Raw genomic sequence first — 26,856 nt, 5'->3', positions numbered from 1 at the left:
ACCTGCGTTCAGAGCCTGTCGAAGCCGTCCTTGTCGCGCGGGAGCAGGATGAGCGCGGTGGCGAGGAAGGCAAAACCGAAGGTGACGCCGAAGGACATGGCCAGGATGGCAAGCGCCGCGGCCCGCTGGTCCGAGTGCATGACGAGTTCTCCGAACCCCCGGACGTTGAACCAGATCAGCCCCGCGGCGACGAGCCAGCCGATCAGTATTCCCGTGAGGGAATTGACGATCACGAAGCGTATCAGCTTGGGCATCGGGTTATACCCTCCTCCGGCCCGTTCCCGGCTCAGGCCATCGTTTCCAGGCTAGCAAAGCTTTCGGGCTGCGTCCCCTCGTCAAATGGACGCGACACTTCCACGAAGGTGTCCGGGTAGAAGCCGTTGAAGCGGGATCTGAGCGCGAGAGAATAGGCCCCGATGTGGCCGATCTCGATCCAGTCGCCCGTGTCCACCGTCTCCGGCAGCCAGAAGGGCCGCGACAGGATGTCGACGGAATCGCAGGTGGCGCCGCAGACCTTGAACGGCACGATCTTGCTCCGGTCGCCATTGCGGCTGCGGATCGCGGGATCGGGAATGAAGCGCGCCGGCAGCGTGATCTTGCCGGTCCAGGAATCCGACAGCGACGACCATATGCCGTCGTTGATGTAGATGCGCCGCCCCTTGCGCAGGAGCACCCGCACGATCAGCGAGAAGGCATGCGCGCAGATCACGCGGCCCGGCTCCGCCACCAGCGGCATGTCGCCGAAGCCCCATTCCACGATGTCGCCGCGCAGGCGCGACATCAGTTGCCCGAGCGAGGGCATTTCCGGCGCCTTGCGGTTCGGGTCGTGGCCGTACTCGGCCGGGAACCCGCCGCCGACGTCGAGACCGGCCAGGGGCACCGCGGCCCGGTTCCTCACCCAGTCTGCCGTGCGTAGCGCCCTCTCATAGGTGTCGGGATCGGAAATCTGGCTGCCGACGTGGAAACAGATGCCGACCCGGTAGCCGTTGCGGTGCAGCCGCTGCAGGAGTTCGACCGCATGCGCCGGTCCCGCGCCGAATTTCTTCGACAGTTCGTAGGCGGCACTCCCCTTGGTCTGGATGCGTACGAAGACCGCGATGGTGCCCGGATCGATATCGAGCGCCTGCACCACGCGCGCGAGCTTCGTCACCTCGTCCTCGTGATCGATGGCGATGGTGCGGATGCCGTAGGTCTCGAGCGCCAGCCTGATGTCGGACTGCGCCTTGACCGGGTGCATGTAGAGCATCTCCGCCTCCGGCGCGACGGACCGCACCGCCTCGAATTCGGCCGGGGAGGCCACGTCGAACGCGGTGACACCCGCCTCCGACAGCGTCTTCAGCACCATCGTTTCGCCGTTGGTCTTGACCGCATACGCAGTCTTGCCCGGAAACATTTCCATGAAGCGCCTGGCGTCGGCCTTGAGCACTTCAGGCCGGAAGCAGTAGACCGGTACGTCCGGTCGGAGCGAAAGGGCCGCATCGCGGGCGGTTTCGAATCGTTGCATGAGCTGTTCCCGTGTCGGCCCGAATCTAGGGCAATGGAGCCCGTATGGAAAACGCCGGTTTGTCCGGACGATGCAAAATCCGGAAACGGGTGGCGATCGACAGTGCCCGCACCTACGAGCCGCTCTGTTCAACTATGAGGATCGGCATCTTATGAACGAGAAATCCGCGGCGACGCGTCCGATGTCGGCAGTCGTCTGGGCACAGCTCCTGCTGCTCGGCGCCATCTGGGGCGGTTCCTTCTTCTTCGCCCGCATCGCAGTGGAGGAGATCGCGCCGTTCACGCTCGTGCTCCTGCGCGTGGCGATCGCGGCTGCTGCGCTGCATGTCTATCTGCTGGCGCGCGGCATATCCTTCGCGCCGACATTCCTGGCCTGGCGCGGGCTTCTCCTGCTCGGAGCGGTCAACAACGTGGTGCCGTTCAGCCTGATGTTCCTCGGCCAGACCGAAATCGGCGCTGGGCTCGCCTCGGTATTGAATGCGACGACCCCCTTCTGGACCATCATCGTTGCGAGTTTCCTCGTCGCCGACGAGAAGATCACCTCCGGCAAGCTCGCAGGTATCGCCCTCGGCATCGCCGGCACGGCCGTCATGATCGGGCCTGGGCTGCTGGCCGGCCTCGGGGGGCCGGTATGGGCGAAGCTCGCCCTGATCGGCACCGCACTTTCTTATGCCTTCGCCTTCGTGGTGGCGAAGCGGATAACCGGACTGTCGCCCACGCTGATCGCGACGGGGCAACTGACCGCGTCGAGCGTGATCATGGTCCCGATCGTGGTAGTCTTGGACGATACCTCGCAGATGCTCACCGCAAGCGCGCAGACCTGGAGCGCGGTGCTCGGGCTGGCGCTGCTTTCGACCGCCTTCGCCTATATCCTCTATTTCCGCATCCTCGCGTCCGCCGGCGCCACCAACGCCTCGCTCGTGACCCTGATCGTGCCGGTGAGCGCGCTGCTGCTCGGCATCCTCTTCCTGGGCGAGCGCCTGGAAGCCTTCGAAGCGGTCGGAATCGGCCTCATCGGATGCGGCCTGCTGGTGATCGATGGCCGCGCGGTCACCGCGCTGCGGCGCCGAAGGCGCGGTCTCCCGGCGCGGATAGCAGCACCTGAGCCGACGAAAAAATCCACATGATCCGAGGCACCCGATTGCGAAGGCAAATCAACGCCTAGACCCTTTGCCGCGCAACGTCCTTCCACCCTGTTGCCGCACCGCAGCATAGTTTTCGCTTGCGAGTGGCCCAAACTCGCCTACACTTCTGGCATAGTCTACGCAGGAGGCTATGACATGGGACTGACAAAGCCTATCAACGCACTGATGATTTGTTTTGCGTTTGGTTTCATCGGCGCCCTGATCATGGGAGTGATCCCATAAGCCTTGAAGCCGGAGCGCCCCGGCGCCACGAGTAGCATGGACAAGGATGGCCGGGCCTAGTGCCCGGCCATTTGCTTTCGTACCGACGGCGCGCGTCAGGCTGCGGCCGGCTTTAGCTCTTGCAGCACGTCACCGGACCGGATGCCGATCATGTGGCAGATCGCGAACACGAGGTCGGCGCGGTTCATGGTGTAGAAATGGAAATCGGTGATGCCGCGCTCGACGAGGTCCAGCACCTGCTCGGCCGCGACCGCCGCGGCGACGAGCGCGTGGGTCTGCGGATCGTCGTGCAGCCCGTCGAAGCGCTCGGCGAGCCATGCGGGAACATGTGCGCCGCAGCGCGCCGAGAAATTGGCGACCTGCGTGAAATTGTGGACCGGCAGGATGCCGGGCACGATCGGCACGTAGATGCCGGCGCGCCGCACCCGCTCGACATAGCGCTCGTAGCTGTCGTTGTCGAAGAAGAACTGGGTGATCGCCCGCGTCGCGCCATTGTCGACCTTGCGCTTCAGCATGTCGATGTCGGTCGCGAAATCCGGGCTCTCGGGATGCTTTTCCGGATAGGCGGAGACGGAGATGTCCGTGGCGCCCTGCTCGTGCAACGCTCCGACGAGTTCGGCAGCGTTGGCGTAGCCGCCGGGATGCGGGCGGTACCGTGCGCCTACGCCCTCGGCCGGATCGCCGCGAAGCGCGACGAAGCGGCTCACCCCCATGCCGAGGAATTCGCGGATCACCTCGTCAACCTCGCCGCGTGTCGCGTCCACGCAGGTCAGGTGCGCCGCCGGGCGAAGCCGCGTTTCGCGCACCATTCGCCCGACCGTCCGGGCGGTGCGTTCGCGCGTCGATCCGCCGGCGCCGTAGGTCACGGATACGAATGACGGGGCGAGCGGCTGGAGCCGCATCGTCGTTTCCCAGAGCTTCGCCTCCATGGCGTCGGTCTTTGGCGGGAAGAACTCGAATGAGACGGCGATCCTGTCGCCGATGTCGGGCCGGCGGGAGAAGCGGTACTGGTTCAAGCGGATAGCTCCGTCTCTTGATGGTGGCTATGTTCGGTATCGGCGACGAGCAGGCGGCGGTCGCGGGCGAGCCAGAGTTTCACCGTGAGGTTCTCGCCGGCGATACCCTGCGGTTCGAATTCGAGCGTCGTTTCGAGATCGAGCGCAGCCTCTTCCAGCCAGTCGGCAATCTGGCGTTCGGTGAAGCCGAGGCGCACATGCGCGTGATCCTCGCGCAGGAACTCCACCTCGTGCGGCGCGAAATCGACGATCAGGAGCCGCCCGGAGGGGCGCAGCACGCGTCCGGCTTCCGCGATGGCGCGGCCCGGCTGGTCGAGATAGTGCAGGACCTGATGGATGGTGACGAGGTCGAACTGGTCGCGTTCCGCCGGCGGAGCGTAGATGTCGCCCTGCCGGACCTGCGCGTTGGTGATGCCCGCGTCGTCGAGCTTGGCGCGGGCGATGGCAAGCATCTCGCGCGACATATCGACCCCGATGCCGTGCTGGTAGAACGGCGAAAGAATTTCGAGCATCCTTCCCGTGCCGGTGCCGAGATCGAGCATGCTGCGGAAGGGCTTTTCACCGATCAGCTCGACGATGGAATGCTCGACGGCTTCCTCCGGCACGTGCAGCGAGCGGATACGGTCCCAGCTGGCGGCATTTGACTGGAAATAGGAGGCAGCTCGCTCCTGACGGCGGCGCTTGACCGATTCTAGGCGCTCGAGGTCCCGGTCGACGGGCGACTGCGAGGAATCGATCCGCGAGATCAGGCCCGAGACGAGTTCGCGTTCGAAGGTCTGTTCGGCAAGATGGAAATAGGCCCAGGAGCCTTCCTGGTAGCGGCCGATCAGCCGCTCGTCGAGAAGCACCTTCAGATGGCGCGAAACCCGCGGCTGTGACTGATTGAGGATTTCCGTCAGGTCCGAGACCGTCAGGTCGCCGCGCGACAGGAGGAAGAGTATCCGCATGCGGCTGGATTCCGCGACGGCCTTCAAGCTATCAACGAAGGTCTCAAGATCGGTAAGCGGACGTGTGAGCATCCAGTTCTCCAAACGATATAAAGATATGTTTATATCAATCTGGGTGAAGATGCAACCTTTCTCGTCGAACCGTTCGGACCCCATCGGAGGCAGTGGTCAATGAAGCGCGAAGGCGAAGTGGAACTGGCCCGGGACCCGGCGGACGTCGCCACGGATGCAGGGGTGGTCTTCATCGGCCGGGTGCACTCGCCGTGGACGGACCGGACCGAATGCCCGAAGAACATGGCGGCCGCGCGCGAGACCGGGAAGCCGGCACGCATCGAACTGGACGAGACCTACCGTCGCGGCCTGCTCGGCTTGAGCGGCTACAGCCATGTGGTGATCCTGACATGGCTCGACCGCTCGCCGCGCAACCTGATCATCCAGGCGCCCCGGCATGCGCCTGCACCGCGCGGCGTGTTTTCCATGCGGTCTCCTGCCCGTCCGAACCCGATTGGGATGCATGTCGCGAGGATCGTGAGCATCGACGAGACCGCGGGCGTCGTCGGCATCGACGCCATCGACGTGCTGGACGGCACACCGGTCGTCGATCTGAAGCCCTACTTCGCCTCCATCGATGCCTTCCCGGACGCGACGCGGCCGGGGGACCGGGCCGGATCGTGATTGCGCGCACCGGTCGCCAGCGCGCCGTCGGAAAAGCCCTGACCCTGCTGCTTCCGGCGGCTCCCTATTCCGACATCGAGAAAATCCGCGCCGATGCCCTTGCCCCGCACTTGAAGACCCTTCCCGCCTCGACGGCGGTCTGGCTATCCGCCGTCGCCCATGTCCGTCACGAGCACACCGCCTACGACGAGCTTCTGGCGGAAGGCTACGACCGCGACGCGGCGCGGTTCTTCGTGGTGGACGAGATCAACGCGGTTCTGACCCGCTGGCGCGCGACGCGTCTGCTCGAGCCGGGCGCGGACGACGAGTGACATGTCGCTTGAGCGGCCGCAAAAATGTCGTAACTGTCTCCATCAGCAGGGCGTGAAACGCGTGCGGAGACAGAGACGGCATGGCGCGCCAAAGGCGTAAGCCCCAGACCGGGGAACAATCAGCGAGGCCGGACGTCCGGGCGCGCATCCGCGAGTATTTTTCGCTACCGAACCTCGAGACCCGCTCGACCAGCCTGAGGACCGTCTTCCTCAACGCCCTCTTCCTGCTGATGCTGGTGATCCTGCTTCCCGTGCTCGTCAGCCAGTTCAGGCGCGAGCAGGTCATCATCGAGCCGATCGCCGTTCCGGACGCGATGGCTGCGCAGGGCCTCACCGCCGAAGTTGCCGCGAGCCGGCTCTGGGACGGTCTGCACGATGTCGTGGTGGAGGCCCGCACGGCCAAGGAGAGCATCACCGCCCTGCCCGATTCGCGGCGCGTCGAGTTCTCCTTCCCCGATTCCGGCTTTTCCTTCGAATCGCTGATCTACCACCTGCGCAGGCTTTTCAACGCCTACGAGACGCGGATCGCCGGCGAGTTCGTCTGCGCGACGCCCGAATGCGGCCGGGACGGCATGCAACTGCGGCTGCGCATCGTGCGTGGCGACGTCGAGATCGTCGACCTGCCGCCGGTCGGAGAGCGGCCCGAACGGAGCTATTTCCGCGAGGCTGCGGCCGGGGTGATGGCGGTGCTGGATCCCTTCGTCGCCATCGCCGCAAGCTCGGAGAAGGAGCCCCTGCGCGCGACGATCCTGGCGCGAAAGCTGATCCGGTCCCATCACAAGGACGCCAAGTGGGCGCACAACCTGATCGGCAATATCAGGACGGCGCAGGGAGACCTGCCCGCCGCGATCGCCGAGTACCGCGCCGCGCTCGAACTCGACCCGGACTTCGTCATTGCCCGTACCAATCTCGGCAACGTCCTGCGCGAGAGCGGCGATGCGGACGGCGCCAGGGCGGCCTTCGACGCGGCGGCCCGGCTCGATCCGAAGGACGTGCGCGCGGTGGAAGGCTACGCCGAACTGGCCATCGGCGCGGGCGACGTGGACGGTGCGGTCAGATACTTCACCGACGCCGCCGCACTCGACCCGCTGAACCCGCATTATTTTGCACGCGCCGGACGCATCCTGATGGACGCAGGCCGCGGCGCCGAGGCCGAGGCCATGCTGGCGCGGGCGCTCGAGATCGATCCCGGCTACCTGCCTGCCTTCGCCTTCCTGGCCGCGGGGCAGCTGGTGCGCGAGGACTATGCGGCGGCCGAGAAGACCTACCGCGACGCGGCCGACTATGCGCCCTCGGATGCCGAGGCGCAGATCGCGCACGGGCGCATCCTGACGATCCTGAAGCGCTGCGACGAGGCCCTCGTCCGGTTCGACCGGGCGATTGCGCTGGACGCCGCGAGCGTCGAACCGCGGCTGCAGAAGGCGCGATGCCTGCAGCGGCTGGAACGGCAGGAGGAAGCGCTCGCGGTGCTCGGCGAAGCGCAGGCGCTCGACCCGGCGAATGCGGAGATCTACCTGTCGATGGGAGACGGGCTGCGCGATACCGGACGAAAGGAGGAAGCCGTCGCGGCCTACCGGAAGTTCCTCGAACTCGACACGGACTCGCCCATGCGCCCGGTGGCGGAAAAGTTCATCGAGCTTCTGTCCGGGTGAAGTCCTAAGGCCGGTAGATCCACTGCTCGGGGATGCGCACCGACACGTCCTCGCCCGCAGCGATGCGGCCCGGCTTCTCCACCCAGGCGACGAGCCCGCGCAGGCGTCTGGCGACCTTCGGGAAGAGCAGCGCCCCGGCTTCCTGATCGGGCATCCCTGCATTTTCGGCGACGGAGCGGCCGGCCAGACGGCAGGGCGCGTTCTGGCCGTCGACCTTCAGCGTCACGCCGCCCCTGAAGAACAGCAGTGTGCCGAAGGGAAGCATCGAGAGCCGGGGGATACCGTCGATCACGAGGTTGGCGCCGATCCATTCCGGACGAATTTCTCGAAGGTTCATGCCCGCGGCGATGACCGCCAGTTCGTCCGGGGCGACGATGGAGACCTGGCGCTCGTTGCGCATTTCCGTGCCGCGCGGATACCAGGGCTCGCGGCCGCCCGAGCGGCGCGTGGCGCCGGCGTGGAAGTCTCCCGCCACGCCGTCGAAACCGAGTTCCAGCACTTCCACGGGACGCGTGGCGAATTGATCGGACGGGGCCACCAGTACCGCCGCCACCTTTGCGAGAAGCTTCCGGGCGGGAACGATCTCGACCTCGTCGTCGAAGCGCATGAGCGGGAGTTGCATCTCCGAACCCGCCCTCACATCATCCTGAGCAACGCGCCGCCGATCGAGTAGCCGGCACCGTAGGTGCACAGGAGCCCGAAATCGCCGGGCTTCATGTCGCGGTGGTTTTCCTCGAGCGCCAGCACGGCGCCGGCCGCGGCCGTGTTGCCCAGCCGGTCGAGCACCATCGGCGCGCGGTCGTGGCCCACCTCCTGCCCGAAGGCGAGCTTCAAGATCATGGCGTTCATGCGCGCATTCGCCTGGTGCAGCCAGAAGCGCCGGATGGTGTCGGGCGTATGCCCGTGCTCGGCCAGGAAATCGACAATGAAGCGGTGGCTGGCGATGGTGACGTCCTTGAAGACCTTGTTGCCCTGCTGCTTGATCAGCTTGCCCTCGGTGGGCACGCGGCTCGGATCGTCTTCCTCGACGCGGTTGAGATAGCCGAAATTGGAGCGGATGTTGTTTGAGAACTGCGTCCAGTTGCGGGTGTCCATGACCTCGAACCGGCCCGCACGTTCCACACCGTCCTCGACGGTCTCGAGCAGGATCGCCGCGGCCGCGTCGCCGAAGATGAAGTGGGTCTGACGGTCGCGGAAATTGAGGTTTGCGGTGATCAGCTCCGGCGTCACGACCAGCGCGCGCCGGTGCGCCCCTGCCCGCACCAGGTTGAACGCCACGTGCAGCCCCGCCGCCGCCGACGAGCAGCCGAGCGAGAGATCGAAGGCCGCGCCGTTGGCGCCGATCTCCTTCTGGATCTCGATGCCGATCGAGGGATACATGCGCTGAAGATGCGAGGATGCGCAGACGACGAGGTCGACGTCGGCCGCGTCGACCTTCGCGTCCTCCAGCGCCCGGCGAGCAGCACTGGCGCCGAACTCGGCGAGCACCGAGAGATCGTCGTCCTCGCGCGCGGCAATGCGCGGCGCCATGCGGTCCGGATCGAGGATGCCGTCGGGCGTGTGCGCGTGGCGGGCCTTGATGCCCGAGGCGTGGTAGATGAACTCCGCGCTCGATTTCTGCAGCGGGTCGAGGCCGGCCGCCGAGCGGCGGCCGTTCTCCAGGTCCACCCAGGTGTTGAAACTCGCGACGAGTTCCTCGTTGGTGATGGCGGCTTCCGGGATCGTGACGCCGATCCCGCTTATGATGACGCGTTTCATTCTCGACTTGTCCTGTCCGCGACGCGGGCCGCGGACTCGGAAGACCGCATTGGGTAATCTTTGCGTCTGCGCGGTTTATGCCGATTTAATGACAAGACACAATGCGCGATCGCGCCAGGATCGATCGAAGTCTCGCCAGGCGCGGCATTTTGGAGAGGCGGTGCATCTTCCATGGCGGGAGCCGGGCGGCAGGTCTAACCCTTCGTCGCAACGATGAAAAGCCGTGGGAAGCGCAGCAGCACCTTGCCGTCGAAGGTTTCGGGATAGGCCTGCGCGATCCGCGCCTCGTAGGCCGCCAGAAACTCGCCGCGCTCGTCCTGCGAGAGCGGATCGAGAAAGGGTTTGAGGCCGGTCGACTTCAGCCACTCCACGATCGCGCCAGCCCCGTCGAGCGGATGGTTGTAGACCGTGTGCCATGCGTCGAACCGCGCGGCGAGCGGCTTCAGGACGTCGTAGTAGTGGCGCACGGGCGGCAGCGGATCGCGCGCCGCGCCTTCCATCTTGGCCGCGAAGGGCATGGCGCGGGCCGCATCGCGCATGAGGACGTGGCTCGGCTCGGTCAGGTTGTCGGGCATCTGCACGGCCAGCGCCCCGCCCGGCGCGAGGAAGCCCATGAGGCGGGCAAGCAGCGCCGGATGCTCGGGCAGCCACTGGAAGACGGCGTTGGCGAAGATCACGTCGACCGGCTCGGCCGGCTCCCAGGCCGCGGCATCGGCCAGCATGAAGCCGACGCCGGGCAGGCGTTTCTTCGCCTTTTCGATCATGTCCGGCGAGGTGTCGAAGCCGGTGACCGTGGCGTCCGGCCAGCGCTCCACCAGAAGCTCCGTCGAGTTGCCGGGCCCGCAGCCGATGTCGACCACGCGCCGGGGGGACGCCACAGGCACCTGCGCCAGGAGATCGCGCGCCGGCCGCGTGCGCTCGTCCTCGAACTTGAGATATTGCGCGGCCGACCAGTCGGGACGGGAGGGAGAAGAACTCATCGATGGACCTCGCGGCGGTGGAAGACGTGCCTTGCTGGAGGGTGACGGAAACGCAGGTCGCGCCCTGCACGACACGCCTCGTTGCCGCCGCCGGCGCGCGCCTCGCGGCGGCACCCCTTTCGGGCAGCCCTTTACGCCGGTTTGGTCCATAGGAAAAGGGGCGCGCCGACGCGGGCCGGCACGATATTTCGATCGAATTCTTGGCGGAGATCGCCGCCGGCCGCGCGGATCGCGATTCACGACGTGTCGTTTGGCGCGAGCTTCAAACCATGGCTGGCGTCGGGCAGGACCTTTTCCCCGAGCGAACCGAGGCGCGCCGGCCGGCAATCGCGCGAGCTCCCGGCAGGCAGAAGGAGGACGAGCGCGGCGGCCAGTGCCCGGAAGCGCGCGGCGAGCAGGAGCGCATCCGCCGGATCGTTCCCGGCCGCCGCGTTTTCCACAAAAGCCGACGGCGGCACGCCATGCCCTTCCAGCACATACCCTGTCGCCACGATTTCGGCGCGCCGCAGGAAGCACAGGACGAGGAAGCGGACGGGAAACGACCGCCCGGCGGCGCGCTCGGCAAGGACGGCAAGGGAGACGAACAGCGCAACGATGCGCCGCAGCGTCTTGTCTCCTCCGCCTGAAGCCTGCACATCCATCTCGCGGCCTTTCCGTCACCGGCGGGGATTGTGGCTCGGGTGGCAGGGGACGTGGACAGATTTCTCGGATTTTTCTTTTTCGCCGACCGTGGCGGCGACGAAAAATTGCCCTCGAACCATTCGGCATGCGCGTCGTCCCCGCGGGCGGGTGAGTAAGGACTGTCGGGGGAATATCGGCAAGATAGCGTCTACGAACGGCGTGCACCTTCGACCTTCGCCCTGCCCCTCATCCGCCCCTTCGGGGCACCTTCTCCCCGTGAACGGGGAGAAGGGGGCTTCATCGAGGCCTGGCGAATCGCAAATGCCCCAGGTCGGGCGGCGACATCGCGGCTGTCCCCTTCTCCCCGTTCACGGGGAGAAGGTGCCCGAAGGGCGGATGAGGGGCGTCGCTTGCCGCGGTCTACGAACCGGATTAGGTCGCTTTTTGCGCGTAGTCTGCCGCGCCATCCCCTTGGCTGTGATCCGATGCAGTGGCTCGGTCTTACTCCTGGGCGACGAAATCGTCCTCGGACCGCATGATATGCGCGTCAGCCTCGATGGGCGGCGCTGCGGCTTCGGGCGACCGGGTCCTCATCCCACGAGCGCGGTTCGCAGGCCTTCGATGTCGGACAGCACGTGGTCGACGAAGGCCGCCACGCGGGGTGTCTTCCTGAGGTCCGGATGGGTCAAGACGTACCAGCTGCGCGTCAGTTCAGCCACCGGCGGCAGCACCTGGACGAGATCGACTTCGGCATCGCCGAGCGTCGTGGGAAGAGGCGCCACGCCGACCCCCGACTTCACTGCCGACACGGTCGCCAGCATGCCGGTGCTTCGGCTCACGATGCGCGCGTCCGGCACCACGGCGGCGAGCCATTTGGCGGCCCGGTGGTTTTTCATGATGCCGTCGAAGCCGATCAGAGCATGATGGCCCAGCCCCGCGACGCTAGCCGGACGTCCGTGCCGCGCGACATAGGCGCGGCTGGCGTAGACGGCCCATACGGAATCGCAGATCTTGCGGCCGACGAGGGAGTCGTCGACGGGCTCTCCCGAGCGAAAGGCGACGTCCGCCTCGCCCTTGGCGATATCGAGGTATCGGTCGCTCGTGACGAATTCCACGGCAAGGCCGGAATAGCGTTGGTGGAAACGGTCGATGAGGCCGGTCGCGGCAATGCGCGGGACGGTCGGCTCCGGACAGGTCAGACGCACGACCCCGCGAAGGTCGTTCTTGAGCGCGTCGACCTGACGCTCCAGCACGGCGATGGAAGTCTCGACCGCGAGCACCTGATCGATCAGGGTTTCGCCGATCTCCGACAGCCGGTACCCGGTCGGCTCGCGCCGCACCAGCGACAACTCGAGCGCCGATTCCAGGACCGCCAGCCGGCGATGGACCGTCGACTGGTTGACGCCGAGGGCCTTCGCCGCCGCCAGGGTGCTGCCATGCCGGGCAACCGCGATGAGATGGCGCAGGTCGGACCAGTTCAACATCGGCAGGTTATGCATTTTTGCGCCCGGCTTCCGCAAACTCGCTGCTGCCGCATGAAGCGGCGCCGCGCTAGCGTCTCCTCAGTATGACAGGAGGAACCGACCATGCACGAGAAAACGAGCATCGAAACCATGATCGCCGCGCTGGACGTGGGCGTCACCCGTAGCGCCAGCGACAGCGGGCTCGCCAAGCTCACGCCGCTTCACCGCGAGGTGGTCCGCTCCCTTCCGCGGCAGGAGGAACAGGAGATCCGGGTGCTCTTCGCGACGCTGCTGCCGGGCGACGTGACGCCCTACCACTCGCACCGCTTTCCGGTGACGGTCTATGTCACGGAAGGCACGTTCACTCTGGCGCTGGACGACCGCCCGCAGGTTGAGATCGCGGCCGGCGGGGTCTTCGTCGAGCCGGCCGGCATCAGGATGACCGGCTCGAACCGGGGAACGGGTCCGGCGCGCATGGCGCTGTTTTACGTCTGCGAGCCGGATACCCCTTTCGCGGACGCGGCCTAACTCGAATCGATCTCCCCGGAACGGCCGGAGCTCGCGCCGGAATGGGGCCCTACCTTGTCAGACGCTTGTACGTCATCCGGTGCGGGTTGACCGCATCCGGGCCCATGCGGCGGATCTTGTCCTTTTCGTAGTCCTCGAAATTGCCCTCGAACCATTCGACGTGGCTGTCGCCCTCGAAGGAGAGCATGTGGGTGGCCATGCGGTCCAGGAACATGCGGTCGTGGCTGATGATGACGGCGCAGCCGGCGAAATTCTCCAGCGCGTCTTCGAGTGCCGCCAGCGTCTCGGTGTCGAGGTCGTTGGTCGGTTCGTCGAGCAGGAGCACGTTGCCGCCGGTCTTCAGCATCTTGGCGAGGTGCACGCGGTTGCGCTGGCCGCCGGAGAGATTTCCGACCTTCTGCTGCTGGTCCTGGCCGCGGAAATTGAAGGAGGAGCAGTAGGCGCGTGTGTTGGCGTCGTACTTGCCGAGCTTGACCACCTCGGCGCCGCCGGAGATTTCCTCCCAGACGGTCTTGTTGGGGTCGAGTGTGTCGCGGCTCTGGTCGACATAGCCGAGCTTGACGGTCTCGCCGATACGCACGGAGCCGTTGTCCGGCTTTTCCTGGCCGGTGAACATGCGAAACAGCGTCGTCTTGCCGGCGCCGTTGGGACCGATCACGCCGACGATGCCGCCGGGCGGAAGCTTGAAGGAGAGGTCGTCGATGAGCAGGCGGTCCCCATAGCCCTTCGACAGGCCCTCTACCTCGATGACGACGTTGCCCAGCCGCTCGCCATGCGGAATGACGATCTGGGTGTCCGACGGGCGGCGGCTGTCGGCCGATTCGAGCAGCTGCTCGAAGGCGGCGATGCGGGCCTTGGACTTGGCCTGGCGCGCCTTCGGGCTGGAGCCGATCCATTCGCGCTCTCGCGCGATCGCCCGCTGGCGGGCGTCGTCCTCGCGGCCCTCCTGCTTCAGGCGCTTGGCCTTGGCTTCCAGATAAGCGGTGTAGTTGCCCTCGTAGGGGATGCCGCGGCCGCGGTCGAGCTCGAGGATCCAGCCGGTGACGTTGTCGAGGAAGTAGCGGTCGTGGGTGATGATCATCACGGCGCCGGGATAGGCGCGCAGGTGCTTTTCAAGCCACGCCGTGGTTTCGGCGTCGAGATGGTTGGTCGGCTCGTCGAGGAGGAGCAGGTCGGGTTGGCGCAGCAGAAGCTGGCACAGCGCAACGCGGCGGCGCTCGCCGCCCGACAGCTTGGTGACGTCGGCCTCCTTGGGCGGGCAGCCGAGCGCCTCCATGGCCATCTCGACCTGCTGCTCGATGTCCCACAGGTTCAGCCGGTCCATGTCGTCCTGGAGCCTGGCCGCCTCGTCGGCCGTCTCGTCGGAATAGTTCATCATCAGCTCGTTGTAGCGCTCGATGATGGCGGTCTTGGCCTTCACGCCCTCCATGACGTTGCCGAAGACGTTGAGCGCCGGATCGAGGTCCGGCTCCTGCGGCAGGTAGCCGACGGTGGCGCCCTCAGCCAGCCAGGCCTCGCCCTGCCACTCCTTGTCGACGCCCGCCATGATGCGCAGGATGGTCGACTTGCCCGAGCCGTTGGGGCCCAGGATGCCGATCTTGGCTTCGGGGTAGAAGGACAGGTGGATGTTCTCCAGCACCTTCTTGGCGCCGTAGGCCTTGGAGAGGCCGGACATGTGATAGATGAACTGGCGTGCCATGGGGCGCGTCGCACTCCGTCGGATAAGAGGGAAAGGCTGAAATTGTGCGCGCTATGTAGGCGAAACCGCCGCGCGGGGCAATGCCGACGGACTGCCATGCGCGACACGCACTGTACATTGGCGCGGACAAGGACTATCAGGCGCGCAAGATTGTCCGCGACGGATTTCGCCGCGCGCAGGCGGGGTCCGTTCGTCGGACGCCGCTCCATGGGCCACATACCCCGAAAGTAGATCATGTCCGATTTCGAAGGCGTCGTCCCGACGCTCGCCGCCGCGTTGCAGGAACGCGGCTACACGACGCTCACCCCGGTGCAGGAAGCCATGCTTTCGCCCGAGATGAAGGACGCCGACGCGCTGGTCTCGGCCCGCACGGGCTCCGGCAAGACAGTCGCCTTCGGGCTGGCGCTGGCGCCGACGCTGCTTGGAGACGCCGCGCGCTTCGGCGATCCCGGCGCGCCGCTCGGCCTCGTGATCGCGCCGACGCGCGAGCTCGCCATGCAGGTCAAGCGCGAACTCGAGTGGCTCTATGCCGGGGCGGGCGCGCAGATCGCCTCCTGCGTCGGCGGCATGGACATGCGCTCGGAGCGCCGCACGCTGGAACGTGGCGCCCATATCGTGGTCGGCACGCCGGGCCGCCTGCGCGACCACATCACGCGCCACGCGCTGGACCTTAGCGAACTGCGCGCGGCGGTGCTGGACGAGGCCGACGAGATGCTGGACCTCGGCTTTCGCGAGGACCTGGAGTTCATCCTCCAGGCCGCGCCTGAGGAACGCCGCACGCTGATGTTTTCGGCGACTGTGTCGAGGCCGATCGCCACGCTGGCGGAAAACTACCAGCGCAATGCCATCCGCATCGCCACCGAGAGCGCGCGCGAGCAGCATGCAGACATCGAGTATCGCATCCATCCCGTGGCCGTGCACGACCGCGACAACGCCATCGTCAACGTGCTGCGCTTCCACGAGGCGCGCAACGCGCTGGTGTTCTGCAACACGCGCGCGGCGGTGAACCACCTGACGGCGCGGCTCAACAACCGCGGCTTCCCGGTGGTGGCGCTGTCGGGGGAACTGAGCCAGAGCGAGCGCACCCATGCGCTGCAGGCCATGCGCGACGGCCGCGCGAAGGTGTGCATCGCCACCGACGTCGCCGCGCGCGGCATCGACCTGCCGCATCTCGACCTCGTCGTCCATGCCGATCTGCCGACCAATCCCGACACGCTGCTGCACCGTTCGGGGCGTACCGGCCGGGCAGGACGCAAGGGCGTCTCGGCCCTGATCGTGCCGCTGCCGGCGCGCCGGCGCATCGAGCGCACCCTGATGACGGCCAACATCACACCGGTCTGGGTCGCGGCGCCCAACGCCGACGACGTGGCGGCGCGCGACGAGGAACGGCTTCTGGCAGACAGTGCTCTGGTGGAACCCACGAACGAGGACGAGGCGCAGGCGGTCGAGAAACTGCTTGCGCAGCATGCGCCGGGCCAGGTCGCCACCGCGTTCCTGCGGCTGTGGCGCGCCGGACGCTCGGCGCCCGAGGAACTGGCCGACGTGCCGGTCGACCCGAAGGCGCGCGTGCGGCGCGACCACGACCAGCCCGCGTTCGGAGACGCTCCGCGTCCGCGCGACCGCGACATCGGCCCGACGGTGTGGTTCTCGCTCTCGGTCGGCCGCCGCCGCAACGCCGAGCCGCGCTGGCTGATCCCGCTGATGTGCCGCACCGGCGCGATCACCAAGGCCGAGATCGGCGCGATCCGGATGCAGCCCGAGGAGACCTTCGTCGAGATCGCGGCGAGCCATGCCGACGCGCTGATGCAGGCTGTCGGCCCCAAGGGCATGCTGCAGAACGACATCCGCCTGACCAGGCTCGACGGCATGCCCGACCTGTCGCCGCGCAAGGCCTGGGGCAAGGGCGACCGGCAGGACCGTCCGCCGAGGACCGACGAGCGCCCGCGCCGGGAGCGGAGCGAGTGGAAGGAGAGGCCGGCACGCGACGAGCGGCCGGCACGAACCGGCGCACGCGAAGACGCCGGCCCACGGCCCGACTGGAAGAAGCAGAAGGAGCGCCCTGCCCGCACGGATCGGCCCGACCGACCCGCGCCCGCGCCAAGCCGCGACGAGGCGCCGCCCGCGCGCACGGACGACGCTGCGCCGTTCCGCAAGGGGCCGAAGAAGAAGCCGTCCAAGGACAAGGGCAAGCCTGATTTCGCGCGCAAGGCCGAGAAGAGGGCAAAGCGGAAACCTTCGGGTAGCTGATCCGCACCCGCAGAACTGACCGCGCGCGGACTTTGAAAGCCGCTCTCGGAAATTTCGCGGTCCGCCCCTTGCCCCGATGACGCGGATGGTCCCGAATGGTGTCCGGCGCCTCAAAGGGGAGAAAGACAAATGTCGACCGCACTGATCGTCGGAGTGGGTGACGGCCTGTCGGCTTCGCTCGCGCGCAAGCTCGCCGCGCGGGGCATGAAGCTGGTGCTGGCCGCCCGCAAGGTGGACAAGCTCGAGCCGCTGGCGGCCGAGACCAACGGCGTGACGGTTCCCTGCGACGCGGCGAACGTCGGGGATGTCGAGGCGCTGTTCGGGCGGGTTGATGAGATGGGCGGCGACCTGGAGGTCGCAATCTACAACCCCTCTTACTGGGTGCGCGGACCCTTCGTCGACATCGATCCGGGCGAGGTCCAGAAGGCGCTGCAGGTAACCGCCTACGGTGCCTTCCTGGTGGCGCAGCAGGCGGCAAGGCGCATGCTGCCGCGCGGCAAGGGCGCAATCCTGTTCACCGGCGCCTCGGCCGGCGTGAAGGGCTATCCGCAGTCAGCGTCCTTCGCCATGGGCAAGTTCGCGCTGCGCGGGCTCGCCCAGTCAATGGCGCGCGAACTGCATCCGAAGGGCATCCATGTCGGTCACGTGGTCATCGACGGCGCGATCCGAAATCCCGGTCGCACCGAGCCGGCCGACAAGCCCGATTCCATGCTGGACCCGGATGCGATCGCCGAGACCTACATGCAGCTGATCGACCAGGACCGCAGCGCGTGGTCCTGGGAGATCGAGGTGCGGCCCTGGGTGGAGACGTTCTGACGGCCCTGCCCTATTGCAGGCCGGCGGCGTCCACGATGCCCTGCGTGCAGCCGGCGTCGTCGGTCGGCGTGGCGGCGAAGATGAGGTCGGAGAGATTTGCCTCGTCGTCGATCTCGCCCGAGAGGCCGATCGTGATCTCGCCGATCAGGCGGCGCCCGTTCGACGGGTCGGTGACGCAGCTGACCCGGACGCGCGATCCGGCACCCGGACCGAAAGATGCGTCGAAGGCCTCGCGGATCTGAACGGCCGTCAGCGTTGCGCCGACGTTCTCGGCAAAAAGCTCCCGCGCGGCCGAGGCGTTGAGATCGCTCATGATGGCGAGCGAATCGGCGAAATATTCTTCCATCGTGTCGCCGTAGCAGGTGCCGTGCTTGACCCATTCGTGGCGTTCCAGGAGCGAGGCCGTGCCCGGCATGACCTTGTCCAGTTCCGAGCGGGTGTCGCCGTCGAGCGTCACTTCCGGCAGGGCCTCCCAACGGCCCGCCTTGTCGTCGGCCGCGACGTCCGGCGCCACCTGACAGTAGACATTGCTGCGCGGCTGCGGCCAGAGCCCGTGCAGGGAGAAGTTGCTGGCGTCGAAGCGCCCGTTCGTCTGCGTGGTGCATTCGGTCTTGTCCGGACGCGTCTCGCAGAAGCCGGGCTGCCAGCTTGCGGCGAGCACGAAATCGACGCGCTGCGGCTGTCCTCCGCCGCCATTGTCAGGTGGGGTCGGTGACGACTTAGCGGCAACGGCATGGACGCCGCACCCGGCCGCGACCCAGCGCCGTTCCGGCTCCGCGCCCGGGACGCGGATCAGGTAATGGCTTGGGGATTCCTTGTTGCCCGCGAGCATGTCGTAGGCGTGCCGGACTTCGGTTGTCACACCGCCCGGATTGGCGCCGGTGCGGATCGACTGCGTGGCGGCGCATTCCTGCTCGGCGATGAACCAGCCTTCGAGCCGAACCTCGGCTCTGGTGGCTGACGGGAAAAGAACGATCAGAACGGCAAAGGCCTGGAGCCCGAACGCGCGCATGGCGATCTCCCTCGGGATGTTTCGAGTGGCTTCACCCTAGACCATGACCCATGCGCGATATGTGACGCGCCACACAGTCCCGGCAGGACGCCCGCGCCTCGCAGTGGCCCCTGCTCAGGCCCCCATGGTCTGGCTTCTGTGTGCCCAGCCGGTCATGCGCATCTCGATCCACGCCATGATGGCGTACATGACGATGCCCTCGATCGCCAGCATGACCAGGCCGGCAAAGACCAGCGGCACGTTGAACTGCGACTGCGCGCCGAGCATCATGTGGCCGAGGCCCGAATTGGCCGCCACCGTCTCGGAGATGACCGAGCCGACGAAGGCCAGTGTGATGGCGATCTTCAGCGAACCGAAGAAATACGGCATCGAGCGCGGGATGCCGACCTTGAGCATGATGTCCATCTTCCTGGCGCCCAACGCCCTGAGCACATCCTCCATCTCCGGCTCGATGGTGGCGAGGCCGGTGGCGACGTTCACCACGATCGGAAAGAAGGCGATCAGGAAGGCGGTCAGTACGGCCGGGATCGTGCCGATGCCGAACCAGATGACCAGCACCGGGACGAGCGCGACCTTGGGGATGGCGTTGAAGCCGACCATCAGCGGATAGAGCCCCGCATAGATGAAGCGCGACCAGCCCACGAGGATGCCGAGCGCCAGCCCGCCCACGACGGCGAGCACGAAGCCGGCCAGGGTCGTGTAGAGGGTCTGGAGCGAGTTCTTCCAGATCGCCGACCAGTACTGCACGATGGCGCCGGCGATCACCGTCGGCGCCGGCAGGATGTATTGCGGTATGTCGAAGGCCCGCACCGCCGCTTCCCAGACGACGAAGAGCGTCGCCGTATAGAGCCACGGAGCAGCCTTCACCCAGTCGATGCCTGCGCGGGGGGTGCTCATGCAGCCTTCCTCGCATCTGCGATGGAGCCGCGCAGTTCGTGCACCACGTCGTTGAACTCCTTCTCATACATGAGTTCGAGATCGCGTGGCCGCGCGAACGGCACCTTGCGTTCCTCGATGACGCGGCCGGGCCGCGCGCTCATGACGAAGATGCGGTCGGCGAGGAAGACCGCCTCGCGCAGATCGTGCGTGACCAGCACGATCGTGACGCCCTGCGCGGCATGCAGGTCACGGATGACGCACCACAGTTCCTCGCGGGTGAAGGAATCAAGCGCCCCGAAGGGTTCGTCGAGCATCAGGAGGTCGGGCTCGTGGATCAGTGCCCGGCACAGGTTTGCCCGCTGTTGCATGCCACCCGAGAGCTGCCAGGGAAATTTCTGCCCGAAACCCTTGAGGCCGACCGTTTCCAGCAGTGCCTCCGCCTTGGCGACGTATTCCGCCTTGTGGGCGCGCAGCCTGCCGCGATGGCGCTGCACCACCTCCAGCGGCAGCAGGATGTTGTCCAGCGTCGTTCGCCACGGCAGCATGGTCGGGTTCTGGAACGCCATGCCGACGATGGAGACCGGCTTGGTGACCCGCTCGCCAGCCACGACGACGGAGCCTCCCTGCGGGATATAGAGGCCGGTCACGAGCTTCATGAGCGTGGACTTGCCGCAGCCGGACGGACCGACCACCGCGGCAAACTCACCCTTGGCGACCGACAGTGTCAGATCCTGCACGGCGAGCAGCCCTTCCGGGCCGCCATAACGCATGTCGACGTGCTCGATCGTGACGAGCGGTTGCATCCCCGAGCCCCCGCTGTCGGATCAGGGGAGCATCCGCTCCTCCTTGGGCGGCAGATAGCTCGCGTCGAAGACGTCGGCGGCCGTCACGTTGCCCTTCAGGCCCATCGAGACCTTCAGGAGCTCGATCGACTTGGCCAACTTCTCCTCGTCGATGCCGCCAAACCCGTTTTCAGCGACCCATGGCGTGTTGATGTTCATCGAATTCGCCATCTCCAGCCGTTCGATTTCAATCTCCTTGGTCAGGATCTCGTTGCGCGACATGACCGCGTCGACACCCGCCGCGGGATCTGAGACGGCATCGGCGAAGCCCTTCGCCAGCGCCTTCAGGAAGCCCTTGACCGCATCGGGATTGGCTGCGGCGAAATCCTCGTTGACCATGATCGCGTTGCCGTAGAGGTCGAGCCCGTGATCGGCCATCAGAATGGTGACGATGTCGTCTTCGGGGATGCCCTGCGCCTTGAGGTTGAGCACGCTCGAGAAGGCGAAGCCAAAGATCGCGTCCACTGCCCCCTGCGCCAGCATGGGCTCGCGGACCGGGAAGCCGACGTTTTCGATCGTGATGTTGGAGGTATCAATGTCGGCGACCTCGACGAAGACCGGCCATTGTCCGAAGGCCGCGTCCGGCGGCGGCGCGCCGAGCTTCTTGCCTTCCAGCGACTTCGGATCCTCGGTGATGCCTTGAGCCTTGCGTCCGATGACGGCGAAGGGCGGCTTGTCGTAGACCATCATCACGGCCTCGACCTTCTGCGAGGGATCCTCGTCGAGGAACTTAATCAGCGCGTTGATGTCGCCAAATCCCATATCGTAGGCGCCGGTGGCGACCCGCGGGATGGACTCGCGCGAACCCGCGCCGGTGTCGATCGTTACGTTCAGGCCCTCAGCCTCGAAATAGCCCTTGTCGATCGCGAGCAGAAACCCCGCCGCCGGTCCCTCGAACTTCCAGTCCAGCGTGAACTTTACGTCGGTCTGCGCCTGGGCGGCGTGCATGCCGGCGGCGCTGAGCGCGGCGGCGGACAGGATGGTCGCGGTGGCAAGCGAGAAAACGCGTCTGGTGAGGAACATCGGCACACTCCGAAGGGATTGACTTCGGTGTCAATGAAACATCGCAGAACCATCTTGGCAAGTGGCGTTCTGCCCAAGGTTTTTGCACGACGGCCAAGTGAACAATCGGTGGGCATTCGGGCGTCACGCGCCGACGGCGGGAAGCCTGGCGTCACATCGTCGTTCGGCCCGAGGACCCCATAGGCGGCAGACTGTTGTAATCGCGTCCGCAAATCCGTAGGCAAGGGGGGATTCACGAAAGGACACGATATGGCGCGTACACCAAACTACGACTTCGAGCGGAAGGAACGCGAGCGCCAGAAGGCGGCGAAGAAGGCCGAGAAGCTGGCCGCGAAGGCTGCTGCCAAGGAACGCGACAAAGCCGAGGCGGAAACAGAATCCACCTCGACGGAAGACAAGTAGGACGCGGGAAAGACCAGCCGGCCAGTTGGCCGGCCGGGGTCCGTCAGCCCGGAACCTTGTCGCTCAACAGAAGATCGGCCTCGCGCGCCGCCGCGACGAAAGCGCGCCTGGCCGTCATGGCCGGCTTGCCGCTCGAGACCGCATCGTGGCAAGCCTGAAGCGCGGCGCGGTGCTTCGCGCTTCTCTTTCCCTGCCAGTTGTTTAGGAGGAAGTCGGAGGCTTCGCGCGGTGACGAGAGAACCTTGCTGTCGCCCTCGTTGCCCGCCTTGACGGTCACCGGTACTTCGAAATGATTTTTTTGCATGGCCGCTCATAGACCATCGGGATGGCGAAAGCGAGGCTCATGACGCCTCACCTGCCACGACGACGCCGCAATCGCCGCTTTTGTCCCGGCAGACGCGCTGCGATTCTGTTGACGCGGCCGCGTTCCTGACGAATTGTCCCTATCAGGGGGACCCCATGCCTTTCGATCAAAAAGCCGAAATTTCCGCACCGTCGGGCGCGCAGCTGAACCTTTACGGCAAGCGCCCGAAAGGCCCCCTCCGCGCCGTCGTGCAGGTCAACCACGGGCTCGCCGAACACGCCGCCCGCTACGGCCGCTTCGCCGACCATCTGGCGGACCACGGCATCGCGACTTTCGCGCACGATCATCGAGGACACGGCGCGACGCGCGCGCCGGACGCTCCGCCGCGCATATTTTCGCGCGACGGGAACGGCGCAAAGAAGGTGGTGGCCGACGTGCTGGCCGTCCACGACCACATCGCGCGCGAGATGCCGGGGATTCCGGTGATCGTGTTCGGCCATTCGATGGGCGGGCTGATCGCGCTGAATTTCCTGCTCGAGCATTCCGACCGGGTCGCCGCCGCCGCGGTCTGGAACGCCAACTTTTCGGCCGGCATCGCGGGCCGAGCGGCGCGCGCCATTCTCGCGTGGGAAAGATTCCGGCTGGGTTCCGACGTCCCCTCCCGCATCCTGCCGAAGCTGACCTTCCAGGCCTGGGCGAAGGGGATCCCCGACCGGCGGACCGAGTTCGACTGGCTGTCGCGCGATCCGGCCGAGGTGGATAAATACGTCGCCGATCCGCTCTGCGGCTGGGACGCTTCGGTTTCAATGTGGCGCGACGTGTTCGATCTCATCTTCGGGGGTGCAGACGACGCGAAGTTTTCCGGCATCCGCCGCGACCTGCCGGTGATGATCGTGGGTGGCGAGAAGGACCCGGCGACCGACGGCGGCAAGGCGACGAGGAACCTCGCCAGGCGGATGGAGGCGATGGGTTTTTCGAATCTGACTTCAACGGTTTACGCGGGGACGCGGCATGAGAGCCTGAACGAGGTGAACCGCGAGGAGGTGACGGGGGATTTTGTGCGGTGGGTGGAGGGGGTCGTCTGTTGAAAGACCGGCGACTGGCGAAGAGCCCCTGCTCGTGCCATATATGACCAATCCGGTGACCAAATGGAGTATGATCGATGACAACGATCAGCCTGGCGGATGCGAAGGCTCGCCTGAGCAGCTTCCTGGATCGCGTGGAGACCGGCGAGACCTTCGTGATTCCCCGGCACGGCCGCCCGGTGGCGCAGATATCCGCCGCCGAGACCGTGAAGAAACCGATCCCCTTCGAGGAACTCGCCGCATTCCGGGAGAGCATGCCGCGATTGCCGGAGCCGAGCGCCAGTATGATCCGTGCTATGCGGGATGAAGGGCTTTGATGGCTGCTGTTATCTGCTATCTCGATACCTCCGATCTCGCCCCACTCTTCCTACCGGAAGCAAACAGCGAAGCCGTCGCCGAATTCGTGCGCGCCTTGCCAGCCGGCGCATTGGCGACCAGTCATTGGACCCGCGTCGAATTCAGTTCCTTGCTCGCACGGCAACGGCGCATGAAGATCATGAGCCTGGATCAGACGGATAGCGCCGAGGCGATGTTCGACCGCTTGGTCGCCCATTCTTTCCGATTATTTCCCACGCTCGTTGCGGACCAACTGGCGGCCATTGAGATGCTCCGAAGGTCGGAGACGGCCCTGCGTGCACCGGATGCATTGCATCTCGCCATCGCGCGCAACAGGGAATGCGTGAAAATCCTCTCGCTGGACAAGTCGATGATCAGGGAGGGCCGGCTCCTCGGTATACAGATCGGCCCGGGAATCGATCTCGAAGGCTATGGCTGGGCGGACCTCTGACCGGAACCCGGGCTAATCCGTGACGCGGCAAAGCGCGGCGTGACAGCCGCCGCCCGCATCTGCTAGGCACGCGGCATCGTTCGCCTGGAGCCGCTCACTCCCATGTCCCCGCCTCCCCTTTCCGGCATCCGCGTCATCGAGCTTGCCCGCATCCTCGCGGGCCCGTGGGCCGGGCAGCTGCTGGCCGATCTCGGCGCCGACGTCATCAAGGTGGAAAACCCCGACGGCGGGGACGACACGCGCAAATGGGGCCCGCCTTTCGTTACTGGGCAGGACGGGGAGAACCTTTCGGCCGCCTACTATCACTCCACGAACCGCGGCAAGCGTTCGGTCGCCCTCGATTTTTCGAAGCCGGACGGCGCCGAGACGCTGAAGAAGCTGATCGCAACGGCGGACGTGCTGATCGAGAACTTCAAGCTGGGCGGCCTGAAGAAATACGGGCTCGACTACGATAGCCTGAAGGCGATCAACCCGCGCCTCGTCTACTGCTCCATCACCGGCTTCGGCCAGACAGGTCCCTATGCGCCGCGCGCCGGCTACGATTTCATCATCCAGGGCATGTCCGGCATGATGTCGATCACCGGCGCACCGGGCGGCGAGCCGCAGAAGGCCGGCGTCGCCATCTCCGACATCTTCACCGGCCTCTATTCGGTGATCGCCATCCAGGCGGCGCTGCGGCATGCGGAGAGGACCGGCGAGGGCCAGTTCATCGACATGGCGCTGTTCGACACGCAGATCTCGGTGCTCGGCAACCAGAACCTCAACTATCTCGTCTCAGGCGTCGCGCCGGTGCAGATGGGCAACGCCCACATGAACATCGCGCCCTACGAGGTGCTGCCGGTCAAGGACGGGCACATCATCCTGGCCGCCGGAAATGACGGCCAGTTCCAGCGCTTCTGCAGGGTGGTAGGTCGGGATGATCTCTCCGCCGATCCGGATTTCGCGACCAACCCGGCGCGAGTCGCCAATCGGTCACGCCTGCGGCGGCATCTTGAAGCGGTGCTGGCGGAATGGGAGCGCGAGCCGCTGCTTGCGAAGCTGGAAGCCGCGAGCGTGCCGGCGAGCCCGATCAACGACATCGCAAAGATGTTCGCCGACCCGCAGACGATTGCGCGCGGCATGCGCATGGACCTGGACGACCGTCACGGCAACAGCCTGCCTTCGGTGCGCGCGCCCATGCTGATGTCGGCCACGCCGCTCACCTACGACCGCCCATCGCCCCGCCTCGGCGAGCATACGCAAGAGATTCTGGACGAACTGGAGAAGAAGAACGCATGAGAACCGGCGGCCAGCTCATCGTCGACACCCTCGAGGCGAACGGCGTCGAGCGCATCTACTCGGTGCCGGGCGAGAGCTATCTCGCCGTGCTTGACGCACTGCACGATTCGAAGATCCGCAACATCGTCTGCCGGCAGGAAGGCGGCGCCGCCATGATGGCCGACTGTGAGGGCCGGCTGACGGGCAGGCCCGGCATCTGCTTCGTCACGCGCGGGCCCGGCGCCACCAATGCGTCCGCCGGCGTGCACATCGCGCGGCAGGATTCCAATCCGATGATCCTCTTCGTCGGCCAGGTTGCGCGCGGCAACCGGGAGCGCGAGGCGTTCCAGGAGGTCGACTGCCGGGCCTTCTACGGCTCGATCGCCAAATGGGTGGTGGAAATCGACGATGCGGCGCGCATTCCCGAACTGGTCACGCGCGCCTTCGCGACCGCCACCTCCGGTCGGCCGGGCCCGGTGGTCGTCGCCCTGCCGGAGGACATGCTGACGGACACGGTCGAGGCGCCGGCGGTCCTGCCCTTCACGCTGGTCGAGACCTGGCCTGGTCCGGCCCAGATGGCCGAGGTGGAACGGCTGCTCGGCGAGGCGAAGCGTCCCTTCGTCATCCTCGGAGGCACGCGCTGGACCGAGAGCGCCGTCAAGGCCATGTGCGGCGCACTGGAACGCTGGGCGCTGCCGGTCGGCTGTTCCTTCCGCCGGCAGGCGCTGTGCGACCAGCTTCATTCCTCCTACGCGGGAGACGTGGGCATCGGGGTCAACCCGAAGCTCGGCCGCTACATCAAGGAGGCGGACCTCGTGCTGCTCGTCGGCTGCCGCTTCGGCGAGATGCCGTCCTCGGACTACACGCTACTGAAGAGCCCCTACCCCGACCAGAAGCTGGTTCACGTCTATCCCGATCCCCTGGAACTCGGGCGCGTCTACAGGCCAACCGTCGCCGTCAACGCCACGCCGGCCGCTTTCGCGCACGCCTTCGCCGCGACCGCGCCCTCGGCCACGCCCGTCTGGGCGAACCGCACGGAGGAACTGCACCAGAGCTATCTCGAATGGTCGGCCCCGCCCGAAAAGGGCGTGGGCGACGTGCATATGGGCAAGGTCATGGAGTGGCTGGAAACCGTGCTGCCCGAAGACGTGATCATCTGCAACGGCGCCGGCAATTTCGCCACCTGGGTGCACCGCTTCCACCGCTTCCGCCGCTTCAACACCCAGGCCGCGCCGACCTCGGGCTCGATGGGCTACGGCCTGCCGGCCGGCGTTGCGGCCAAGACGATGTTCCCGGACCGCGAGGTGATCGTGTGGGCCGGCGACGGCGATTTCCTCATGCACGGCCAGGAATTCGCCACCGCCGTCCAGCATGGCGCGCCAATCGTCGTCGTCATCCTCGACAACGGCATCTACGGCACGATCCGCATGCACCAGGAGCGGGAATACCCCGGCCGCGTCTCGGGCACGAACCTCCAGAATCCCGACTTCGCGGCTTACGCCCGCGCCTTCGGCGGCCATGGCGAGACGGTTGCCACGACCGATGAATTCGCCCCCGCCTTCGAGCGCGCCCGGGCAAGCGGCATGCCGGCAATCGTCCATGTGAAGCTCGACCCGGAGGCAATCACGCCGACGAAGTCGCTGACCGAGATCAGGGCGGCGAAGCAGGCGCAGTAGCGGGCG

The 26,856-nt window shown here is 66.4% G+C and carries 28 protein-coding genes; 13 read left to right on the top strand and 15 right to left on the bottom strand.

The features are described 5' to 3' along the window. Positions 1 to 8: 8 nt before the first annotated feature. Together ABGN05_RS05420 and ABGN05_RS05415 are read right to left on the bottom strand one after the other, a co-directional pair. On the bottom strand, positions 9 to 254 hold the full coding sequence (locus ABGN05_RS05420; protein ID WP_072606130.1) for a hypothetical protein: 246 nt from the start codon (positions 252 to 254) through the stop codon (positions 9 to 11). 32 nt (positions 255 to 286) lie between these two features. Continuing rightward, positions 287 to 1,504: an alanine racemase gene (locus tag ABGN05_RS05415; RefSeq protein WP_367952952.1), complete on the bottom strand. Its 1,218-nt coding sequence runs from the start codon at positions 1,502 to 1,504 to the stop codon at positions 287 to 289. A 151-nt stretch (positions 1,505 to 1,655) separates the two neighbouring features. On the opposite strand from ABGN05_RS05415, the gene ABGN05_RS05410 reads away from it, so the two are divergent. Further along, on the top strand, positions 1,656 to 2,630 hold the full coding sequence (locus ABGN05_RS05410) for a DMT family transporter (protein WP_367952951.1): 975 nt from the start codon (positions 1,656 to 1,658) through the stop codon (positions 2,628 to 2,630). A 335-nt stretch (positions 2,631 to 2,965) separates the two neighbouring features. Here the strand turns inward: ABGN05_RS05410 and metF are convergent, their stop codons facing one another. Both metF and ABGN05_RS05400 read right to left on the bottom strand, forming a co-directional pair. Further along, a complete protein-coding gene (gene metF / locus ABGN05_RS05405) occupies positions 2,966 to 3,886 on the bottom strand; it encodes a methylenetetrahydrofolate reductase [NAD(P)H] (RefSeq protein ID WP_367952950.1) in 921 nt (306 codons plus the stop codon). Next, positions 3,883 to 4,905 carry an ArsR/SmtB family transcription factor gene (locus ABGN05_RS05400; RefSeq protein WP_367952949.1) on the bottom strand — a complete coding sequence of 341 codons (1,023 nt, stop codon included), beginning with the start codon at positions 4,903 to 4,905 and terminating at the stop codon, positions 3,883 to 3,885. The genes metF and ABGN05_RS05400 overlap by 4 nt, the downstream gene beginning before the upstream one ends. A 99-nt stretch (positions 4,906 to 5,004) precedes the next feature. Here ABGN05_RS05400 and tsaA point away from each other — a divergent pair, with 99 nt between their 5' ends. The 3 genes from tsaA to ABGN05_RS05385 all read left to right on the top strand — a co-directional run bounded on the left by tsaA (position 5,005) and on the right by ABGN05_RS05385 (position 7,471). After that, a complete protein-coding gene (gene tsaA / locus ABGN05_RS05395) occupies positions 5,005 to 5,508 on the top strand; it encodes a tRNA (N6-threonylcarbamoyladenosine(37)-N6)-methyltransferase TrmO (RefSeq protein ID WP_367952948.1) in 504 nt (167 codons plus the stop codon). Continuing rightward, a complete protein-coding gene (locus tag ABGN05_RS05390) occupies positions 5,505 to 5,819 on the top strand; it encodes a DUF2293 domain-containing protein (RefSeq protein WP_367952947.1) in 315 nt (104 codons plus the stop codon). The genes tsaA and ABGN05_RS05390 overlap by 4 nt, the downstream gene beginning before the upstream one ends. A gap of 80 nt (positions 5,820 to 5,899) precedes the next feature. Then, a complete protein-coding gene (locus ABGN05_RS05385; RefSeq protein ID WP_367952946.1) occupies positions 5,900 to 7,471 on the top strand; it encodes a tetratricopeptide repeat protein in 1,572 nt (523 codons plus the stop codon). 4 nt (positions 7,472 to 7,475) lie between these two features. Here the strand turns inward: ABGN05_RS05385 and ABGN05_RS05380 are convergent, their stop codons facing one another. The 5 genes from ABGN05_RS05380 to ABGN05_RS05360 form a co-directional block, all read right to left on the bottom strand. Beyond that, positions 7,476 to 8,093 (bottom strand): MOSC domain-containing protein, encoded by a 618-nt coding sequence (locus tag ABGN05_RS05380; RefSeq protein ID WP_367952945.1) that lies wholly within the window; start codon positions 8,091 to 8,093, stop codon positions 7,476 to 7,478. A gap of 14 nt (positions 8,094 to 8,107) precedes the next feature. Beyond that, positions 8,108 to 9,229, bottom strand: coding sequence for a beta-ketoacyl-ACP synthase III (locus ABGN05_RS05375; RefSeq protein WP_367952944.1), 1,122 nt, complete (start codon positions 9,227 to 9,229; stop codon positions 8,108 to 8,110). 194 nt (positions 9,230 to 9,423) lie between these two features. Further along, positions 9,424 to 10,209 (bottom strand): trans-aconitate 2-methyltransferase, encoded by a 786-nt coding sequence (gene tam / locus ABGN05_RS05370; RefSeq protein ID WP_367952943.1) that lies wholly within the window; start codon positions 10,207 to 10,209, stop codon positions 9,424 to 9,426. Positions 10,210 to 10,445: 236 nt separating this feature from the next. Further along, entirely contained in the window at positions 10,446 to 10,850 is a 405-nt protein-coding gene (locus tag ABGN05_RS05365; RefSeq protein WP_367952942.1) for a hypothetical protein, read from the bottom strand. 570 nt (positions 10,851 to 11,420) lie between these two features. Continuing rightward, positions 11,421 to 12,329 (bottom strand): LysR family transcriptional regulator, encoded by a 909-nt coding sequence (locus tag ABGN05_RS05360; RefSeq protein ID WP_367952941.1) that lies wholly within the window; start codon positions 12,327 to 12,329, stop codon positions 11,421 to 11,423. 87 nt (positions 12,330 to 12,416) lie between these two features. On the opposite strand from ABGN05_RS05360, the gene ABGN05_RS05355 reads away from it, so the two are divergent. Then, positions 12,417 to 12,821, top strand: a complete 405-nt coding sequence (locus tag ABGN05_RS05355) for a cupin domain-containing protein (RefSeq protein WP_367952940.1) — start codon at positions 12,417 to 12,419, stop codon at positions 12,819 to 12,821. Positions 12,822 to 12,870: 49 nt separating this feature from the next. Here the strand turns inward: ABGN05_RS05355 and ettA are convergent, their stop codons facing one another. Further along, a complete protein-coding gene (gene ettA / locus ABGN05_RS05350) occupies positions 12,871 to 14,520 on the bottom strand; it encodes an energy-dependent translational throttle protein EttA (RefSeq protein ID WP_367952939.1) in 1,650 nt (549 codons plus the stop codon). Positions 14,521 to 14,754: 234 nt separating this feature from the next. Between ettA and ABGN05_RS05345 the strand changes: the two genes are divergently transcribed. Continuing rightward, the gene (locus ABGN05_RS05345) at positions 14,755 to 16,767 is read left to right on the top strand and encodes a DEAD/DEAH box helicase (protein ID WP_367952938.1); all 2,013 of its coding nucleotides are present in this window, start codon (positions 14,755 to 14,757) and stop codon (positions 16,765 to 16,767) included. A gap of 129 nt (positions 16,768 to 16,896) precedes the next feature. Beyond that, a complete protein-coding gene (locus ABGN05_RS05340) occupies positions 16,897 to 17,583 on the top strand; it encodes an SDR family NAD(P)-dependent oxidoreductase (protein WP_367952937.1) in 687 nt (228 codons plus the stop codon). Between the two features lie 10 nt (positions 17,584 to 17,593). On the opposite strand, the gene ABGN05_RS05335 is transcribed toward ABGN05_RS05340, so the two are convergent. From ABGN05_RS05335 to ABGN05_RS05320, 4 genes are all read right to left on the bottom strand, one after another. After that, entirely contained in the window at positions 17,594 to 18,595 is a 1,002-nt protein-coding gene (locus ABGN05_RS05335) for a ribonuclease T2 family protein (protein ID WP_367952936.1), read from the bottom strand. A 114-nt stretch (positions 18,596 to 18,709) separates the two neighbouring features. After that, positions 18,710 to 19,492, bottom strand: a complete 783-nt coding sequence (locus tag ABGN05_RS05330; protein WP_367952935.1) for an ABC transporter permease — start codon at positions 19,490 to 19,492, stop codon at positions 18,710 to 18,712. Next, complete coding sequence (locus ABGN05_RS05325) at positions 19,489 to 20,277, bottom strand: ABC transporter ATP-binding protein (RefSeq protein WP_367952934.1); 789 nt, start codon at positions 20,275 to 20,277, stop codon at positions 19,489 to 19,491. The genes ABGN05_RS05330 and ABGN05_RS05325 overlap by 4 nt, the downstream gene beginning before the upstream one ends. A 21-nt stretch (positions 20,278 to 20,298) precedes the next feature. Next, entirely contained in the window at positions 20,299 to 21,264 is a 966-nt protein-coding gene (locus tag ABGN05_RS05320; protein ID WP_373695897.1) for an ABC transporter substrate-binding protein, read from the bottom strand. 324 nt (positions 21,265 to 21,588) lie between these two features. Between ABGN05_RS05320 and ABGN05_RS05315 the strand changes: the two genes are divergently transcribed. Then, positions 21,589 to 21,741: a hypothetical protein gene (locus ABGN05_RS05315; protein ID WP_367952932.1), complete on the top strand. Its 153-nt coding sequence runs from the start codon at positions 21,589 to 21,591 to the stop codon at positions 21,739 to 21,741. A 43-nt stretch (positions 21,742 to 21,784) separates the two neighbouring features. On the opposite strand, the gene ABGN05_RS05310 is transcribed toward ABGN05_RS05315, so the two are convergent. After that, complete coding sequence (locus ABGN05_RS05310) at positions 21,785 to 22,045, bottom strand: DUF982 domain-containing protein (RefSeq protein WP_367952931.1); 261 nt, start codon at positions 22,043 to 22,045, stop codon at positions 21,785 to 21,787. Between the two features lie 155 nt (positions 22,046 to 22,200). Between ABGN05_RS05310 and ABGN05_RS05305 the strand changes: the two genes are divergently transcribed. The 5 genes from ABGN05_RS05305 to ABGN05_RS05285 all read left to right on the top strand — a co-directional run bounded on the left by ABGN05_RS05305 (position 22,201) and on the right by ABGN05_RS05285 (position 26,850). Continuing rightward, positions 22,201 to 23,133 (top strand): alpha/beta fold hydrolase, encoded by a 933-nt coding sequence (locus tag ABGN05_RS05305; RefSeq protein WP_367952930.1) that lies wholly within the window; start codon positions 22,201 to 22,203, stop codon positions 23,131 to 23,133. A 74-nt stretch (positions 23,134 to 23,207) separates the two neighbouring features. Beyond that, on the top strand, positions 23,208 to 23,447 hold the full coding sequence (locus ABGN05_RS05300; protein WP_367952929.1) for a type II toxin-antitoxin system Phd/YefM family antitoxin: 240 nt from the start codon (positions 23,208 to 23,210) through the stop codon (positions 23,445 to 23,447). Then, positions 23,447 to 23,917 (top strand): type II toxin-antitoxin system VapC family toxin, encoded by a 471-nt coding sequence (locus tag ABGN05_RS05295; protein WP_367952928.1) that lies wholly within the window; start codon positions 23,447 to 23,449, stop codon positions 23,915 to 23,917. The genes ABGN05_RS05300 and ABGN05_RS05295 overlap by 1 nt, the downstream gene beginning before the upstream one ends. A gap of 102 nt (positions 23,918 to 24,019) precedes the next feature. Then, positions 24,020 to 25,195: a CaiB/BaiF CoA transferase family protein gene (locus tag ABGN05_RS05290; RefSeq protein ID WP_367952927.1), complete on the top strand. Its 1,176-nt coding sequence runs from the start codon at positions 24,020 to 24,022 to the stop codon at positions 25,193 to 25,195. Continuing rightward, on the top strand, positions 25,192 to 26,850 hold the full coding sequence (locus tag ABGN05_RS05285; RefSeq protein ID WP_367952926.1) for a thiamine pyrophosphate-binding protein: 1,659 nt from the start codon (positions 25,192 to 25,194) through the stop codon (positions 26,848 to 26,850). Before ABGN05_RS05290 ends, ABGN05_RS05285 begins: the two co-directional genes overlap by 4 nt. The last annotated feature ends 6 nt before the right edge of the window (positions 26,851 to 26,856 follow it).

Source organism: Aquibium pacificum (genome assembly GCF_040839445.1).
GTDB classification, from domain to species: domain Bacteria; phylum Pseudomonadota; class Alphaproteobacteria; order Rhizobiales; family Rhizobiaceae; genus Aquibium; species Aquibium pacificus.
This window is presented reverse-complemented; position numbering and strand designations above follow the sequence as displayed.

Excerpts from the sequence above, each read along its gene's own strand:
- ABGN05_RS05420 (WP_072606130.1), bottom strand. The coding sequence starts at position 254 with ATGCCCAAGCTGATACGCTTCGTGATCGTCAATTCCCTCACGGGAATA.
- ABGN05_RS05415 (WP_367952952.1), bottom strand. The coding sequence starts at position 1,504 with ATGCAACGATTCGAAACCGCCCGCGATGCGGCCCTTTCGCTCCGACCG.
- ABGN05_RS05410 (WP_367952951.1), top strand. The coding sequence starts at position 1,656 with ATGAACGAGAAATCCGCGGCGACGCGTCCGATGTCGGCAGTCGTCTGG.
- ABGN05_RS05400 (WP_367952949.1), bottom strand. The coding sequence starts at position 4,905 with ATGCTCACACGTCCGCTTACCGATCTTGAGACCTTCGTTGATAGCTTG.
- tsaA (WP_367952948.1), top strand. The coding sequence starts at position 5,005 with ATGAAGCGCGAAGGCGAAGTGGAACTGGCCCGGGACCCGGCGGACGTC.
- ABGN05_RS05385 (WP_367952946.1), top strand. The coding sequence starts at position 5,900 with ATGGCGCGCCAAAGGCGTAAGCCCCAGACCGGGGAACAATCAGCGAGG.
- ABGN05_RS05380 (WP_367952945.1), bottom strand. The coding sequence starts at position 8,093 with ATGCAACTCCCGCTCATGCGCTTCGACGACGAGGTCGAGATCGTTCCC.
- ABGN05_RS05375 (WP_367952944.1), bottom strand. The coding sequence starts at position 9,229 with ATGAAACGCGTCATCATAAGCGGGATCGGCGTCACGATCCCGGAAGCC.
- tam (WP_367952943.1), bottom strand. The coding sequence starts at position 10,209 with ATGAGTTCTTCTCCCTCCCGTCCCGACTGGTCGGCCGCGCAATATCTC.
- ABGN05_RS05365 (WP_367952942.1), bottom strand. The coding sequence starts at position 10,850 with ATGGATGTGCAGGCTTCAGGCGGAGGAGACAAGACGCTGCGGCGCATC.
- ABGN05_RS05360 (WP_367952941.1), bottom strand. The coding sequence starts at position 12,329 with ATGCATAACCTGCCGATGTTGAACTGGTCCGACCTGCGCCATCTCATC.
- ABGN05_RS05355 (WP_367952940.1), top strand. The coding sequence starts at position 12,417 with ATGCACGAGAAAACGAGCATCGAAACCATGATCGCCGCGCTGGACGTG.
- ettA (WP_367952939.1), bottom strand. The coding sequence starts at position 14,520 with ATGGCACGCCAGTTCATCTATCACATGTCCGGCCTCTCCAAGGCCTAC.
- ABGN05_RS05345 (WP_367952938.1), top strand. The coding sequence starts at position 14,755 with ATGTCCGATTTCGAAGGCGTCGTCCCGACGCTCGCCGCCGCGTTGCAG.
- ABGN05_RS05340 (WP_367952937.1), top strand. The coding sequence starts at position 16,897 with ATGTCGACCGCACTGATCGTCGGAGTGGGTGACGGCCTGTCGGCTTCG.
- ABGN05_RS05335 (WP_367952936.1), bottom strand. The coding sequence starts at position 18,595 with ATGCGCGCGTTCGGGCTCCAGGCCTTTGCCGTTCTGATCGTTCTTTTC.
- ABGN05_RS05330 (WP_367952935.1), bottom strand. The coding sequence starts at position 19,492 with ATGAGCACCCCCCGCGCAGGCATCGACTGGGTGAAGGCTGCTCCGTGG.
- ABGN05_RS05325 (WP_367952934.1), bottom strand. The coding sequence starts at position 20,277 with ATGCAACCGCTCGTCACGATCGAGCACGTCGACATGCGTTATGGCGGC.
- ABGN05_RS05320 (WP_373695897.1), bottom strand. The coding sequence starts at position 21,264 with ATGCACGCCGCCCAGGCGCAGACCGACGTAAAGTTCACGCTGGACTGG.
- ABGN05_RS05315 (WP_367952932.1), top strand. The coding sequence starts at position 21,589 with ATGGCGCGTACACCAAACTACGACTTCGAGCGGAAGGAACGCGAGCGC.
- ABGN05_RS05310 (WP_367952931.1), bottom strand. The coding sequence starts at position 22,045 with ATGCAAAAAAATCATTTCGAAGTACCGGTGACCGTCAAGGCGGGCAAC.
- ABGN05_RS05305 (WP_367952930.1), top strand. The coding sequence starts at position 22,201 with ATGCCTTTCGATCAAAAAGCCGAAATTTCCGCACCGTCGGGCGCGCAG.
- ABGN05_RS05300 (WP_367952929.1), top strand. The coding sequence starts at position 23,208 with ATGACAACGATCAGCCTGGCGGATGCGAAGGCTCGCCTGAGCAGCTTC.
- ABGN05_RS05295 (WP_367952928.1), top strand. The coding sequence starts at position 23,447 with ATGGCTGCTGTTATCTGCTATCTCGATACCTCCGATCTCGCCCCACTC.
- ABGN05_RS05290 (WP_367952927.1), top strand. The coding sequence starts at position 24,020 with ATGTCCCCGCCTCCCCTTTCCGGCATCCGCGTCATCGAGCTTGCCCGC.
- ABGN05_RS05285 (WP_367952926.1), top strand. The coding sequence starts at position 25,192 with ATGAGAACCGGCGGCCAGCTCATCGTCGACACCCTCGAGGCGAACGGC.